Annotated in this window: 16 protein-coding genes and 5 tRNA genes; 6 read left to right on the top strand and 15 right to left on the bottom strand. The window is 72.0% G+C overall.

Annotation, left to right across the window (positions count from 1 at the left end; all coding sequences use genetic code 11):
- Positions 1-235: 235 nt before the first annotated feature.
- A complete protein-coding gene (gene rpmB / locus ACFWEG_RS11505; RefSeq protein ID WP_003957616.1) occupies positions 236-421 on the top strand; it encodes a 50S ribosomal protein L28 in 186 nt (61 codons plus the stop codon).
- A gap of 119 nt (positions 422-540) precedes the next feature.
- Here the strand turns inward: rpmB and thiD are convergent, their stop codons facing one another.
- The gene (gene thiD / locus ACFWEG_RS11510) at positions 541-1,344 is read right to left on the bottom strand and encodes a bifunctional hydroxymethylpyrimidine kinase/phosphomethylpyrimidine kinase (RefSeq protein WP_387212382.1); all 804 of its coding nucleotides are present in this window, start codon (positions 1,342-1,344) and stop codon (positions 541-543) included.
- Positions 1,341-2,303 (bottom strand): thiamine-phosphate kinase, encoded by a 963-nt coding sequence (locus ACFWEG_RS11515; protein ID WP_387212384.1) that lies wholly within the window; start codon positions 2,301-2,303, stop codon positions 1,341-1,343. Before ACFWEG_RS11515 ends, thiD begins: the two co-directional genes overlap by 4 nt.
- Positions 2,304-2,544: 241 nt before the next feature.
- Here ACFWEG_RS11515 and ACFWEG_RS11520 point away from each other — a divergent pair, with 241 nt between their 5' ends.
- A complete protein-coding gene (locus ACFWEG_RS11520; RefSeq protein ID WP_387212387.1) occupies positions 2,545-2,778 on the top strand; it encodes an Lrp/AsnC ligand binding domain-containing protein in 234 nt (77 codons plus the stop codon).
- A 20-nt stretch (positions 2,779-2,798) separates the two neighbouring features.
- Positions 2,799-3,308, top strand: a complete 510-nt coding sequence (locus tag ACFWEG_RS11525) for a DUF3515 domain-containing protein (RefSeq protein WP_387212390.1) — start codon at positions 2,799-2,801, stop codon at positions 3,306-3,308.
- Between the two features lie 42 nt (positions 3,309-3,350).
- Here the strand turns inward: ACFWEG_RS11525 and ACFWEG_RS11530 are convergent, their stop codons facing one another.
- From ACFWEG_RS11530 to ACFWEG_RS11540, 3 genes are all read right to left on the bottom strand, one after another.
- A complete protein-coding gene (locus ACFWEG_RS11530) occupies positions 3,351-4,511 on the bottom strand; it encodes a D-alanine--D-alanine ligase family protein (protein ID WP_387212393.1) in 1,161 nt (386 codons plus the stop codon).
- A gap of 84 nt (positions 4,512-4,595) precedes the next feature.
- Positions 4,596-5,597: an NAD(P)H-dependent glycerol-3-phosphate dehydrogenase gene (locus tag ACFWEG_RS11535; RefSeq protein WP_387212396.1), complete on the bottom strand. Its 1,002-nt coding sequence runs from the start codon at positions 5,595-5,597 to the stop codon at positions 4,596-4,598.
- Positions 5,594-6,346, bottom strand: coding sequence for a lysophospholipid acyltransferase family protein (locus tag ACFWEG_RS11540; RefSeq protein WP_387212399.1), 753 nt, complete (start codon positions 6,344-6,346; stop codon positions 5,594-5,596). The genes ACFWEG_RS11535 and ACFWEG_RS11540 overlap by 4 nt, the downstream gene beginning before the upstream one ends.
- A 185-nt stretch (positions 6,347-6,531) precedes the next feature.
- Here ACFWEG_RS11540 and cofC point away from each other — a divergent pair, with 185 nt between their 5' ends.
- Positions 6,532-7,260, top strand: coding sequence for a 2-phospho-L-lactate guanylyltransferase (gene cofC, locus ACFWEG_RS11545; protein WP_387212402.1), 729 nt, complete (start codon positions 6,532-6,534; stop codon positions 7,258-7,260).
- 21 nt (positions 7,261-7,281) lie between these two features.
- Positions 7,282-7,485 (top strand): hypothetical protein, encoded by a 204-nt coding sequence (locus tag ACFWEG_RS11550; protein WP_387212405.1) that lies wholly within the window; start codon positions 7,282-7,284, stop codon positions 7,483-7,485.
- Between the two features lie 105 nt (positions 7,486-7,590).
- Here ACFWEG_RS11550 and ACFWEG_RS11555 read toward each other — a convergent pair whose 3' ends face one another.
- From ACFWEG_RS11555 to leuC, 4 genes are all read right to left on the bottom strand, one after another.
- Complete coding sequence (locus ACFWEG_RS11555) at positions 7,591-8,271, bottom strand: HU family DNA-binding protein (protein ID WP_387212408.1); 681 nt, start codon at positions 8,269-8,271, stop codon at positions 7,591-7,593.
- Between the two features lie 151 nt (positions 8,272-8,422).
- Positions 8,423-8,650, bottom strand: a complete 228-nt coding sequence (locus ACFWEG_RS11560; protein ID WP_387212411.1) for a hypothetical protein — start codon at positions 8,648-8,650, stop codon at positions 8,423-8,425.
- Positions 8,651-8,866: 216 nt separating this feature from the next.
- Positions 8,867-9,460 carry a 3-isopropylmalate dehydratase small subunit gene (leuD, locus tag ACFWEG_RS11565; protein ID WP_387212414.1) on the bottom strand — a complete coding sequence of 198 codons (594 nt, stop codon included), beginning with the start codon at positions 9,458-9,460 and terminating at the stop codon, positions 8,867-8,869.
- Between the two features lie 5 nt (positions 9,461-9,465).
- Entirely contained in the window at positions 9,466-10,890 is a 1,425-nt protein-coding gene (gene leuC / locus ACFWEG_RS11570; RefSeq protein ID WP_387212417.1) for a 3-isopropylmalate dehydratase large subunit, read from the bottom strand.
- A 182-nt stretch (positions 10,891-11,072) separates the two neighbouring features.
- Between leuC and ndgR the strand changes: the two genes are divergently transcribed.
- Positions 11,073-11,789 carry an IclR family transcriptional regulator NdgR gene (gene ndgR, locus ACFWEG_RS11575; RefSeq protein ID WP_387212421.1) on the top strand — a complete coding sequence of 239 codons (717 nt, stop codon included), beginning with the start codon at positions 11,073-11,075 and terminating at the stop codon, positions 11,787-11,789.
- 150 nt (positions 11,790-11,939) lie between these two features.
- Here ndgR and ACFWEG_RS11580 read toward each other — a convergent pair.
- The 6 genes from ACFWEG_RS11580 to ACFWEG_RS11605 form a co-directional block, all read right to left on the bottom strand.
- Positions 11,940-12,012 (bottom strand) — tRNA-Glu (locus ACFWEG_RS11580).
- A 27-nt stretch (positions 12,013-12,039) separates the two neighbouring features.
- Positions 12,040-12,111 (bottom strand) — tRNA-Gln (locus tag ACFWEG_RS11585).
- Positions 12,112-12,141: 30 nt separating this feature from the next.
- A tRNA-Glu gene (locus ACFWEG_RS11590) sits at positions 12,142-12,214 on the bottom strand.
- A 62-nt stretch (positions 12,215-12,276) separates the two neighbouring features.
- Positions 12,277-12,349: transfer RNA gene (locus ACFWEG_RS11595), tRNA-Glu, on the bottom strand.
- 20 nt (positions 12,350-12,369) lie between these two features.
- Positions 12,370-12,441, bottom strand: a tRNA-Gln gene (locus ACFWEG_RS11600).
- 87 nt (positions 12,442-12,528) lie between these two features.
- Complete coding sequence (locus ACFWEG_RS11605; RefSeq protein ID WP_387212424.1) at positions 12,529-13,248, bottom strand: HAD family hydrolase; 720 nt, start codon at positions 13,246-13,248, stop codon at positions 12,529-12,531.
- Between the last annotated feature and the right edge of the window lie 2 nt (positions 13,249-13,250).

Genomic DNA, 13,250 nt, shown 5'->3' on the forward strand with positions numbered 1-13,250 from the left:
GAGGATCACCGCCCTGGCAGATTAGGGGGTGTGCGGGCCGGTCGGCGGCCGGGGCCCCGGACCTGGGCGACATGGTAGTTTCGCCAGGAAGGAGCAGCCGTTGTATGCTGCTCCGGTTGCCTGTCGAAGGACAGGCTCCCCCTCCTGGCAGCGCCACTCAGACTTCTCATCCGACTTCTGAATTCCGGCTTGCCGGGATTTCCCGTAACAGCATCTGAAGTCTTTGGAGTGACCCGTGGCTGCCAACTGCGACGTCTGTGGCAAGGGGCCCGGCTTCGGCAACAACATCTCCCACTCGCACCGCCGTACGTCCCGTCGCTGGAACCCCAACATCCAGCGCGTGCGTGCCGTGGTCGGTCGGACGCCGAAGCGGCTCAACGTCTGCACCTCGTGCATCAAGGCCGGCAAGGTCTCGCGCTAAGTGCACGACTCTCCCTGCGTGAGCAGGGGTCTGCCGTCAGCGCAGCCACCATGTCGGTTGCTGCTTGGGGAAACCGGTTCACCGTAGCGGTGAACCGGTTTTTTCATGCCCCGGTCCCCTCACGCCCTGCGCAGCCACCACCCGTGGTCGACGGGCCCGATCCCCCCGCCGAGCGGGAAGCCGGCGGCGATCGCCCCGGTGACGTACTCCTTCGCCCCGGTCACCGCCTCCGGCACGCCCTCCCCGAGGGCGAGCCGGGACGCGATCGCGGAGGCGAGGGTGCAGCCGGTGCCGTGGGTGTGCCGGTTGTCGTGGCGGGGTGCGCGCAGGTACACGAGCTCGGTGCCGTCGGAGAGCAGGTCGACGGCCTCCCCGGCCAGGTGCCCGCCCTTGATCAGCACCCACCGCGGCCCGTACGCGAGCACCGCGTCGGCCGCCCGTCGCAGGTCGGCCTCTCCGGTCACCTCGACGCCGGTGAGCTGGGCCACCTCGTCCAGGTTGGGGGTGGCGACCGTCGCCACCGGCAGCAGCCGGGTGCGGACGGAGTCCAGCGCCTCGGCCGCGAGCAGCGGGTCGCCGTGCTTGGAGACGCCGACGGGGTCGACCACGGCGGGCGCGTCCGTGTAGGTGAGCAGTTCGGCGACCGTCTCGACGAGTTCGGCCGAGGCGAGCATCCCGGTCTTCACGGCCTGGACGCCGATGTCGTCGACGACGGACCGGAACTGGGCGCGCACCGCCTCCGCCGGCAGCTCCCAGGCGCCCTGCACCCCGAGCGAGTTCTGCGCGGTGACCGCGGTGACCACGCTCATGCCGTGCACGCCGTGCGCCAGCATCGTCTTGAGGTCGGCCTGGAGGCCCGCCCCGCCGCCCGAGTCCGAGCCGGCGACGGTCAGCACCCGGTACGCCCCGGTCCCGGCGTTCACGCGTCCTCCCCGAAGTGGTCCCAGCCGCTGCCCGACGTCCAGGGCGCGCCGTCGACGGTGACCTGGGGCATCGCGGAGGGGTTGAGGACGGTGCCGATGACCTTCCACCGGGCGGGCAGCTTCACCTCGGGCGGGAAGGTGGCGACGATCGCGTGGTCCTCGCCGCCGGTGAGCACCCACTGCAGCGGGTCGACGCCGACGGCCTGGCCGATGTCGTTCATCTGCGTCGGCACGTCGATGTCCGCGGTGCGCAGGTCGATGCGGACCTTGCTCGACTCGGCGATGTGCCCGAGGTCGGCGACGAGGCCGTCGCTGACGTCGGTCATGGCCGTGGCGCCGAGCGCGGCGGCCGCGGGGCCCGCGTGGTAGGGCGGTTCGGGCCGGCGGTGCGCCTCGACGAAGGCGCGCGGGGAGCGGAAGCCGCGGGAGAGGACGGCGTACCCGGCCGCCGACCAGCCGAGCCAGCCGGTGTAGGCGACGACGTCGCCGGGTCGGGCCCCGGCCCGGGTGACCGGGTCCTGGTTGCGGAGGTCGCCGAGCGCGGTGATGGCGACGGTGACGCAGTCGCCGCGCACCACGTCGCCGCCGACGACGGCCGCGCCGGCCACCTGGCACTCGTCGCGGATGCCGTCCATCAGCTCGCCCGCCCAGGCGGCCGGGAGGTCGGCGGGGACCACGAGGCCGAGGAGCAGCGCGGTGGGGACCGCGCCCATCGCCGCGATGTCGGCGAGGTTCTGGGCGGCGGACTTCCGGCCGACGTCGTAGGCGGTGGACCAGTCGCGGCGGAAGTGCCGCCCCTCCAGGAGGACGTCCGTGCTCGCGACCACGCGCCGGTCGGGCGCGGCCACGACCGCGGCGTCGTCGCCGGGCCCGATCCGGACCGCCGGCGTGGTGGTGAGCCGGGAGGTCAACTCCCTGATCAGGCCGAACTCGCCCAGCTCACCGACAGTGCCTTTCACTGAACCCCGCCTCTCCTCGCGCCGGCCGCCGACCGTCCGGCGATCCGTCGTACACCCTGCGCCGCTGTGTGCCCCCGTGCCCGCCGCGCCCGGTCGCGGGCGCGCGGCGGCGTCGGTACCGTGACAAGGATCCACCCGTTCGCCGGTGACCGACCGCCCAAGTCTCCCCGCCGCACGCGGCGACGCGATACCGTGGCGTCCCTTCATCCCACATGATCCTCGTAGCCGCCCTGGAGGTTCCGTGGTACAGGCGTACATCCTGATCCAGACCGAAGTCGGTAAGGCGTCGACCGTCGCCGACACGATCAGCAAGATCACGGGGGTGATACAGGCCGAGGACGTCACCGGACCCTACGACGTCATCGTGCGGGCCCAGGCCGACACCGTCGACGACCTCGGACGTCTCGTCGTCGCGCGGGTGCAGCAGGTGGAGGGCATCACGCGAACCCTGACCTGCCCGGTCGTGCATCTGTAGCCCCCGTCTACGCTGGGCCGGTGACCCCGAACCGTCGCCGGCCCGCCGTCGGCCCCGCCCTCCTCGTGTCCGCCCTCGCGCTCGGCGCGGCGGGCTGCGCCGGGGACCCCGCGGCGAAGGTCGCCGTCCCCTCCCCCACGAAGACCACCGCGCGGCTGTGCGGCGCCCTGGACCGCGAACTGCCGTCGTCCATGGACGGCGCCGAGCGGTCGGACCCCGAGCCCGCGTCCGGCCTCACCGCGGCCTGGGACGGCGGGATCGTACTGCGCTGCGGGGTCCCGCAGCCCGCGGACGCCGAGAGCACGACGGCGCGGAGCGTCGAGGTCGACGGGGTCTCCTGGCTGACCGAGGAACGCTCCGACGGCAGTTACCGGTTCACCGCGATACTCCGCGAGGCGTACGTGGAGGTCACGCTCCCGGCGAAGTTCCCCGGCGGCGCCGCCCCCCTGGTCGACCTGGCCCCCGCCGTCTCGAAGGCGATCCCCGAGGGGGTCGCCCCCGCCGACGACGGCGTCGAGGCGGCGGGCTGAGGGGCGACGCCCGCCGCGTCCCGCCTCAGGGCCTGCCCGGGCTCAGCGCAGGCCCGTCGAGCGGCGCATCGCCGCCTGGAGCAGGCGGTCGACCAGCTCCGCGTACGGGACGCCGCTCTCCTCCCACATCCGCGGGTACATCGAGATGGGCGTGAAGCCGGGCATGGTGTTGATCTCGTTGATGACGAACTCGCCCTCGTCGGTGAGGAAGAAGTCCGCGCGGACCAGGCCCTCGCAGGCCGCCGCCTCGAACGCGGCGACCGCGAGCCGCTGCACCTCGGCGGTCTCCGCCTCGGTGATCGGGGCGGGAACGACGCCGGAGGCGGAGTCGATGTACTTCGCCTCGAAGTCGTAGAAGCTGTGGTCGGAGACCGGCGGGATCCAGGCCGGGACGCTGGCGCGCGGCCCGTCCTCGAACTCAAGGACGCCGCACTCGATCTCGCGGCCGGTGAGCAGCGACTCCACCAGGATCTTCGGGTCGTGCCGGCGGGCCTCCTCGATCGCCTCGTCGAGGCCCTCGAAGGAGTCGACCTTGCTGATGCCCATCGACGAGCCGCCGCGGGCGGGCTTCACGAAGAGCGGCCAGCCGTGCTCGCCGGCGAAGTCGGCGATCCTCTTCCGGGCGGCGGCCGGGTCCTGCTCCCACTCGCGCGGGCGGATCACCGCGTAGGGGCCTACCGGCAGCCCGAAGGAGACGAAGACCCGCTTCATGTACTCCTTGTCCTGGCCGACGGCCGAGGAGAGCACGCCGGAGCCGACGTAGGGCACGCCCGCGAGGTCCAGGAGGCCCTGGAGGGTGCCGTCCTCGCCGTAGGGGCCGTGGAGCACGGGGAAGACGACGTCGACCTCGCCCAGCGCCTTGGGCACCGAGCCGGGCTCGGCGTAGACGACCTCGCGGTCGGAGGGGTCGAAGGACAGCGCGACCGACCCCGAGACGGAGTCGGCGAGTTCGGCGACGGTCGGCGTGCGGCGGTCGGTGATCGCCATCCGCTCCGGCTCGTCGGCGGTCAGCGCCCACCGGCCGTCCTGGGTGATGCCGATCGGCAGCACGTCGTACTTCGTCCGGTCGATGGAGCGCAGCACCGCGCCCGCGGTGACCACGGAGATGCCGTGCTCGGAGCTGCGGCCACCGAACACGACGGCGACGCGCGGCTTGCGGGCGGAGGGCCGCTCAGGGCTCTGGGGAAGGTTCTCGCTGCTCATAACGCGTGAAGGCTACCTTGTGGTCCGGGGAGTCGCGCGGGTTGCACCGGCCCTCGCCGCCGCGGGTCGCGGGGCCGGCCGGGACTACCGGCGCTCGGGCTTGGCGCTGCGGGACATGAGCTCCTTGAGCGCGACCAGCGGGGGCTTGCCGTGGTGGACGATGTCGACGACGGTGTCAGTGATCGGCATGTCGACGCCGTGCCGGCGGGCCAGGTCGGCCACCGACTCGCAGGACTTGACGCCCTCGGCCGTCTGCCGGGTGACGGCGATCGTCTCCTGGAGGGTCATCCCGCGGCCGAGGTTGGTGCCGAAGGTGTGGTTGCGGGAGAGCGGCGAGGAGCAGGTGGCGACCAGGTCGCCGAGCCCGGCGAGCCCGGAGAACGTCATCGGGTCGGCGCCCATGGCGAGTCCGAGCCGGGTGGTCTCGGCGAGCCCGCGGGTGATGAGCGAGCCCTTGGTGTTGTCGCCGAGCCCCATCCCGTCCGCGATGCCGACCGCGAGGCCGATGACGTTCTTCACCGCGCCGCCCAGCTCGCAGCCGACGACGTCGGTGTTGGTGTAGGGGCGGAAGTACGGGGTGTGGCAGGCGGCCTGGAGGCGGGTGGCGACGGCCTCGTCGGTGCACGCGACGACGGAGGCGGCGGGCTGCCGGGCGGCGATCTCCTTGGCCAGGTTGGGTCCGGAGAGGACCGCGACCCGGTCGCCGGACACCTTGGCGACCTCCTCGATCACCTCGCTCATCCGCTTGGCCGTGCCGAGTTCGACCCCCTTCATCAGGGAGACGAGCACGGTGTCGGGGGCGAGCAGCGGGGCCCACTCCCCCAGGTTGGCGCGCAGCGTCTGGGACGGCACGGCGAGGACGGTGAACGCGGCGTCGCGGGCGGCCTCGGCCGGGTCGGTGGTGGCGCGCACCGAGGCGGGGAGTTCGACGCCGGGCAGGTAGTCGGCGTTGACGCGGGTGGTGTTGATCGCCTCGGCCAGTTCCGGGCGGCGGCCCCACAGGGTCACCTCGCAGCCGGCGTCCGCCATCACCATGGCGAAGGCCGTCCCCCAGGACCCGGAACCGAATACCGCGACGCGCGTCACTTGGAAGTCTCCTCCGCGGCCTTGCGCCGCTGTTGTGCGCGGGCCTCGCGCGGGTCGTGGACCTGTGCCGGGGCCTTCTCGCCGCGGATCTCCTCCAGGAGCGCGGTGATCGCGGCCATGATCTCCTCGGTGGCCTCGCGCAGCACCTCGGGGGTGGGCTGCCGGTCGTAGAACCGGGAGAGGTCGACCGGGTCGCCCGCCCTGACCCTGAGTGTCTTGCGCGGGAGGAGGTCGAACTTCCGGCCCTTCGCGTACGGCGGCATCGCCTCGTTGGCGCCCCACTGCGCGACGGGCACCACCGGGCAGCGGGTGGCCAGCGCGACCCTGGCCGCCCCGGTCTTGGCGACCATCGGCCACTGCTCCGGGTCACGGGTGAGCGTGCCCTCGGGATAGAAGGCCACGCATTCCCCCGCCTCGATGGCGTCGACGGCCGCCCGGAACGCGTCGAGCGCGTTCGTGGTCTCGCGGTAGACGGGAATCTGACCGGTGTTGCGGAGCATCATCCCGACGAATGTCACGTCGAAGAGCGCCGCTTTCGCGAGCAGCCTGGGCACGCGTCCGGTGTTGTACTGGAAGTGCGCGTACGACAGCGGGTCGAGATACGAGTTGTGGTTGATCGCGGTGATGAATCCCCCGTCGGCCGGGATCTTCTCCATTCCGTGCCAGTCCCGTTTGAACAGCGCCAGCAGGGGCGGTTTGGCGATGACCGCGGCCAGTCGGTACCAGAAGCCGATTCTGCGGCGGGACACTCGGACACCTTTCACTGAGCACCTGACCTGCCTGTACGGGCCTGGGGGGCGGCATGGGGCTGCGGGACCGCACAAGTGTCGCCCCAGGCCCGCGGTCTGTCGAGAACACCGTACGCCCGCGTCCCGGCGGTGCGCCGACGGCCCGCCCCGGCGCCACCGCAGCCCTACCCGCCACAATGGGCGCGATGGAGACGATCCCCTGGACCGTGGTGGTCCCGCTGAAGCCGCTGACGCGCGCCAAGAGCAGGCTGGCGCGGGCGGTCGGCGAGGAGTTGCGTCCCTCGCTGGCGCTGGCGTTCGCCCAGGACACCGTCGCGGCCGCGCTGGCCTGCGTGCGCGTGCGCGATGTGGTGGTCGTCACGGACGACCCGCTGGCCGGGGCCGAACTGGCGGCGCTCGGCGCGCGGATCGTCCCCGAACCGGTGCGGCGGCCGGCCGCCCGGCCTCCCCGCGTCCCCGCGTGCGGCACGACGGGGCTCACGGCGCGCACCACCGCCGAGGACGGCCTCAACGCCGCGCTGGCGCACGGGGCCGCCCTGGCGGCCCGGCTGCGCCCCGGGGCGCCGGTCGCCGCACTGAACGCCGACCTGCCGGCACTGCGCCCGGCGGAATTGGCGTGCGTTCTCAACGAGGCCCGCGCATTTCCGCGCGCATTTCTCGCGGACGCCGCCGGAATCGGCACCACATTGCTTTCCGCCCGGCCGGGAGTGGAATTGGCGCCGGCCTTCGGGGGCGCGTCGCGGGCCCGCCACGCGGCCTCCGGAGCGATCGAAATCAGCCACGCGGACGTCGACTCGGTCCGCCGGGACGTCGACACCGGGGCGGACCTGCGGGCGGCGGCCCTGCTCGGCCTCGGCCCGCGGACGGCGGCCGCGGCCCTCGGCCCGGTCCCGGCGGACCGGATCGACGGGTAGCGATGCCCTAGGGTGCGGGACATGCAGGCGACTTCGTACACCTACGACCCCGACACCCGCAGCGGCAGCGTGTTGCTCGACGACGGCACCCCGGTGCCCTTCGACGGGCCGGCCTTCGACGCCGGCGGGCTGCGGCTGCTGCGGCCGGGGCAGCGGGTGCGGATCGAGACGGAGGGCGAGGGGGCGGGCCTGCGGATCACCCTGGTGACGCTGCAGACCTTCTGAGCCGCTCACGGGCCCGGCCCGGGCACGGCCGCGGGCCGGGTCCCCCCGGAGGGAGCCCGGCCCGACACATGGGTACCGCGGGTGGCGCCTGGTGGATCGATCGGGCTACGCGGTGCGCGCGGCCGTCTTCTTGGCGGTGGTCTTGCGCGCGGTGGTCTTCTTCGCGGGCGCCTTGACGGCCGTGGCCTTCTTGGCGGGCGCGGTCTTCTTGGCGGTGGTCTTCTTGGCCGCGGCCGAGGTCTTCTTGGCGGCGCCGGTGGCGGTCTTCTTCGCCGGGGTCGCCTTCTTCGCGGCGGTGGTCTTCTTCGCCGCGGTGGCGGTCTTGCGGGCCGCGGTGGTCTTCTTCGCGGGCGCGGCGGTGGTCTTCTTGGCGGCGGCCGTGGTCTTCTTCGCGGCGGCCTTCTTGGCGGTGGCCTTCTTGGCCGCGGCCTTGGTCGTCGTCTTCACACCGCCGGTGAGGCTGCCCTTGGGGGCCTTCTTGACGGAGACCTCGCCGCCCTTGGGGAGCTTCTTCGAACCGCTGACCAGGTCCTTGAAGCCCTGGCCGGCACGGAAGCGCGGAACAGAGGTCTTCTTGACCCGCACCCGCTCGCCCGTCTGCGGGTTGCGGGCGTACCGCGCGGGGCGGTCGACCTTCTCGAACGAGCCGAAACCGGTGACCGAAACCCGGTCCCCGCCGACGACGGCACGCACGATCGCGTCCAGCACCGCGTCCACGGCGTCCGCGGCCTGCTGACGGCCGCCGACCTTGTCGGCAATCGCTTCTACGAGCTGCGCCTTGTTCACGTCTTCCCCTTCGGAGACATCGCCAGAACGAATGTGTTCAAGCTTTTTCGCACGTTAGGCAGATATATACCGCAAATCAAACACGAAACGGGCTCATCACCCTTGTGCCGCAACGGAACGGGCCGTGACGACTTCCCACCTGCTCGGGTGTTCACCCGTCCTGTGGAAATCGGCCCTCGCGGATCTCTTCCGCGAAGAGATCCAGACGCCGTGCCGCGGCGGCGAGATCGTGTTTGGAAGCCGCCGTAATGGCCAGCAGCTTCCGGGACAGCGCCATCCGTACGCCCTCCGGGACTTGCAGTGCGCGCACCATGGAGTGCGCTTCTTTCAGTCGGTCCGCCACCATCTCGTAGAGTCCGAGTTGGTTGTCGGGTTCCATACGGCGATTGTGCCATCTGGGAGGAGTTGTCACCTCCAGAGGGGTAACTGCCGCCTCTCCCGCCCCTCTTCCGGGGGATCGGCACCACCCGGTGGCACCAGCAGCCGCGTTCCCATCTCCCGCCCGTCGAAACGGAGTTGGTCACTCCGCCGGACACACGACGGGTGCCCCGCTGCCGTTACGGCGGCGGGGCACCCGGGTGAAGCGATCCGTCCGTCAGACGCGGGCCGTTCGGGGTTTGAAGGCCGGCCGGCCGGACTCGTAGGCGGCGATGTCGGCCTCGTTCCGGAGGGTGATGCTGATGTCGTCGAGGCCGTTGAGGAGGCGCCAGCGGGCGTTCTCGTCCAGCTCGAATTCGGCGGTCACACCCTCGGCGCGGACCTGGCGCTCCTGCAGGTCGACGGTGATCTCGGCGGTCGGGTCCGCCTCGGTCAGCTCCCACAGCGCGTCGACGGTCTTCTGGTCGAGGACCACGGTGAGCAGGCCGTTCTTCAGCGAGTTGCCGCGGAAGATGTCGGCGAAGCGGGAGGAGATGACGGTCTTGAAGCCGTAGTTCTGCAGGGCCCAGACGGCGTGCTCGCGGGAGGAGCCGGTGCCGAAGTCGGGGCCGGCCACCAGGACGGTCGCCCCGGCGCGCTCGGGCCGGTTGAGGACGAAGTCGTCGTTCTTGCGCCAGGCTTCGAACAGGCCGTCCTCGAACCCGTCGCGGGTGACCTTCTTGAGCCAGTGGGCGGGGATGATCTGGTCGGTGTCGACGTTGCTGCGGCGCAGCGGGACGGCCCGGCCGGTGTGGGTGGTGAAGGCTTCCATGGTGTTCAGACTCCGGCGGTCACGGTGGCTTCGGACAGGTCGGCGGGCGAGGCCAGGTGGCCGAGCACCGCGGTGGCGGCGGCCACCTGCGGGGAGACCAGGTGGGTGCGTCCGCCCTTGCCCTGGCGCCCCTCGAAGTTGCGGTTGGAGGTGGACGCCGAGCGCTCGCCGGGGGCGAGCTGGTCGGGGTTCATGCCCAGGCACATGGAACAGCCGGCGTGCCGCCACTCGGCGCCGGACTCCTTGAACACCTTGTCCAGGCCCTCCTCCACGGCCTGCAGCGCGACCCGCACCGAGCCGGGCACGACCAGCATCCGCACCCCGCTCGCGACCTTGCGGCCGGCGAGGACGCCGGCGGCGTTGCGCAGGTCCTCGATCCGGCCGTTGGTGCAGGAGCCGACGAAGACGGTGTCGACGCGGATGTCCCGCAGCGGCTGGCCGGCGGTCAGGCCCATGTACTCCAGCGCCTTCTCGGCGGCGTACCGCTCCGAGGCGTCCTCGTAGGAGGCCGGGTCGGGGACGGACGCCGACAGCGGCGCGCCCTGGCCGGGGTTGGTTCCCCAGGTGACGAACGGGGCCAGCTCGGCGGCGTCGATGACGACCTCCGCGTCGAACTCGGCGTCGTCGTCCGTGCGCAGGGTCCGCCAGTACTCCACCGCGGCGTCCCAGTCCGCGCCCTGCGGGGCGTGGTCGCGGCCCTGGAGGTAGGCGAACGTGGTCTCGTCGGGGGCGATCATGCCCGCGCGGGCGCCGGCTTCGATCGACATGTTGCAGACGGTCATGCGGGCCTCCATCGAGAGCTTCTCGATGGCGGATCCGCGGTACTCCAGGACGTAGCCCTGGCCGCCGCCGGTGCCGATGCGGGCGATGACGGCGAGGATCAGGTCCTTCGCGGTGACGTCCTCGGGCAGTTCGCCCTCGACGGTGATCGCCATGGTGCGGGGGCGGGCCATCGGGAGGGTCTGGGTGGCGAGCACGTGCTCGACCTGGGAGGTGCCGATGCCGAACGCCAGCGCGCCGAACGCGCCGTGGGTGGAGGTGTGGCTGTCGCCGCAGACCACGGTGGTGCCGGGCTGGGTCAGCCCGAGCTGCGGTCCCACCACGTGGACGACGCCCTGCTCGACGTCGCCGAGCGGGTGCAGCCGGACGCCGAAGTCCGCGCAGTTCTTGCGCAGGGTCTCCAGCTGGGCGCGGGAGACGGGGTCGGCAATCGGCTTGTCGATGTCGAGGGTCGGGGTGTTGTGGTCCTCGGTGGCGATGGTGAGGTCGAGCCGGCGCACCTGGCGGCCGGCCTGGCGCAGTCCGTCGAAGGCCTGCGGGCTGGTCACCTCGTGCAGCAGGTGCAGATCGATGTAGAGGAGGTCGGGCTCGCCCTCGGCGCGCCGGACGACGTGGTCGTCCCAGACCTTCTCCGCGAGTGTCCTACCCATCGCTTTCCCTCCGGCCGGCCGCGTGGGCCGACACTGCTCGAGATTTCGGGTGCCGTCGCGCGTTCCCCTCGTGCCGCGCGGCGGCCGCGCCCCGTTCGGTGCGCGGGCCGCTGCGACAAGGGTCGCTGTTTCCGCGGAAAATTGAACTTGCGTTTCACAGAGTGAGACGCGAGTATCGTTGCATGGACAACTCTAGCGGCGTGGGCGTTCTCGACAAGGCAGCCCTTGTCCTGGGCGCCCTGGAGTCCGGTCCGGCCACCCTCGCAGGCCTGGTGGCGGCCACAGGACTCGCAAGACCCACAGCTCACCGACTGGCCGTGGCCCTGGAGCACCACCGCATGGTGGCCCGGGACATGCAGGGCCGGTTCATCCTCGGCCCGCGGCTCTCGGAGCTCTCCGCGGCGGCCGGCGAGGACCGGCTGCTCGCGACCGCGGGCCCGGTCCTGACGCATCTGCGGGACGTCACCGGCGAGAGCGCGCAGCTCTACCGCCGGCAGGGCGACATGCGGATCTGCGTCGCGGCGGCCGAGCGGCTCTCCGGCCTGCGGGACACGGTGCCGATCGGCTCCACGCTGACGATGAAGGCCGGCTCCTCGGCGCAGATCCTGATGGCCTGGGAGGAGCCCGAGCGGCTCCACCGCGGGCTCCAGGGCGCGCGGTTCACGGCGACGGCGCTGTCGGGGGTGCGGCGGCGGGGCTGGGCGCAGTCGATCGGCGAGCGGGAGCCGGGGGTGGCATCCGTCTCCGCGCCGGTGCGCGGGCCCTCCAACCGCGTGGTGGCGGCGGTGTCCGTCTCCGGTCCGATCGAGCGGCTGACGCGGCATCCGGGGCGGATGCACGCGCAGGCGATCATCGACGCGGCGGCGCGGCTGTCCGAGGCCCTGCGCCGTACGGGCTGAGCCCGCGCCCCCTGTTCTCCCGTCACGTCCCCCCTCCCGTCGGTCGCTCCAACGCCGCAGCGACCGACGGGAGTTCGGCCTTCCGGGGGCGGCGCGACGGAGCAAAGCGAGGAGCCCCTCCCAGTGGACTGGAAGGGGCTCCTCGGTGCGTACCCCCGACCGGATTCGAACCGGCGCTACTGCCGTGAGAGGGCAGCGTGCTAGGCCGCTACACAACGGGGGCATGGACTGCGGGTGGTGCGGTACTGCGCTGGGCTACCAGGACTCGAACCTAGAACAACGGAACCAGAAACCGTCGTGTTGCCAATTACACCATAGCCCACAGGTGGCCTAGACCACTTGTCGTTCTTCGTACCCCCGACCGGATTCGAACCGGCGCTACTGCCGTGAGAGGGCAGCGTGCTAGGCCGCTACACAACGGGGGCCTTTGGCGATCCTGCTTCGGGACCAGTGGGTGCGACCCAGGTGGTCCCGCGGGAAGGATCTGTACCCCCGACCGGATTCGAACCGGCGCTACTGCCGTGAGAGGGCAGCGTGCTAGGCCGCTACACAACGGGGGCTTGTCTTGCTTGGTACTGCGCTGGGCTACCAGGACTCGAACCTAGAATAACGGAACCAGAAACCGTCGTGTTGCCAATTACACCATAGCCCACCGGATCGCAACCCCCTTGAGGGTTCTGATCGGCTTGCGCCTCCCCGCCTGGCCTTCCGGCCCGTCCGTGGCGGCGCAGGAAGAACATTACCCGAAGGAGGTCAGGGCTCCAAAACGGCTATTCGGTCCGAGCAGGGCGGGCAGCTGGGCGAGGCCGGTGATCCGCGCCAGGCCGTCGGCGCGGTGGACTCCCGTCCGGTCCAGCCAGATCCCCCGCAGCCCGACGGCGCAGGCGCCCCTGGCGTCGATCTCGGGGTGGTCGCCGACGTAGGCCACCTCCGCCGGCGGCAGGCCGATCTCCTCGCACGCGGCGAGGAACGCCTCAGGAGACGGCTTGGAGACTCCGAGCTCGGCGGCGCAGAGCAGCGCCTCGAAGCGGTCGCGCACGCCGAGCCTGGTCAGCTTGCGCTCCTGGTGGCGTGCCGAGGAGTTGGACAGCACGGCGTGCCGGTAGGCGGGGACCAGGGCGTCCAGAGCCGGCAGCACGTCGTCGAAGAGCGCCCACGCCGCTTCGTAGTGGACGAGGTAGCGGTGGAACCATGCGTCGGCCTCGGCGTCGGTCAGCGGCCGGCCGAGGAAGTCCCTGACCCGGTCCCGCCGCTGCTCCTCGAAGCCGATCCCGCCCTCGGCGAACCGCGCCCAGTGCCGCTCGGTGGTCTCCCGCCACACGCCGAGGGCCTGCTCGACCGTGTCGAACCGGTCGAGCAGGCCCTCGGCCTCCAACTGCGCGCGCATGCCGACGCGGTCGGCGGTGGTGTAGTCGAAGATCGTGTCGTCGACGTCCCACAGGACCGCTCGGATCGGCATGG

Origin of the sequence: Streptomyces sp. NPDC060194 (assembly GCF_042728285.1) — a bacterium.
Lineage (GTDB): Bacteria > Actinomycetota > Actinomycetes > Streptomycetales > Streptomycetaceae > Streptomyces.

What these genes read in the sequence shown, in the direction of transcription:
- ACFWEG_RS11560 (WP_387212411.1), bottom strand. Translation starts at nt 8,650, where the DNA reads ATGGAACCCGACAACCAACTCGGACTCTACGAGATGGTGGCGGACCGA.
- leuD (WP_387212414.1), bottom strand. Translation starts at nt 9,460, where the DNA reads ATGGAAGCCTTCACCACCCACACCGGCCGGGCCGTCCCGCTGCGCCGC.
- ACFWEG_RS11530 (WP_387212393.1), bottom strand. Translation starts at nt 4,511, where the DNA reads ATGAGCAGCGAGAACCTTCCCCAGAGCCCTGAGCGGCCCTCCGCCCGC.
- ACFWEG_RS11605 (WP_387212424.1), bottom strand. Translation starts at nt 13,248, where the DNA reads ATGCCGATCCGAGCGGTCCTGTGGGACGTCGACGACACGATCTTCGAC.
- cofC (WP_387212402.1), top strand. Translation starts at nt 6,532, where the DNA reads ATGGAGACGATCCCCTGGACCGTGGTGGTCCCGCTGAAGCCGCTGACG.
- ndgR (WP_387212421.1), top strand. Translation starts at nt 11,073, where the DNA reads ATGGACAACTCTAGCGGCGTGGGCGTTCTCGACAAGGCAGCCCTTGTC.
- leuC (WP_387212417.1), bottom strand. Translation starts at nt 10,890, where the DNA reads ATGGGTAGGACACTCGCGGAGAAGGTCTGGGACGACCACGTCGTCCGG.
- ACFWEG_RS11550 (WP_387212405.1), top strand. Translation starts at nt 7,282, where the DNA reads ATGCAGGCGACTTCGTACACCTACGACCCCGACACCCGCAGCGGCAGC.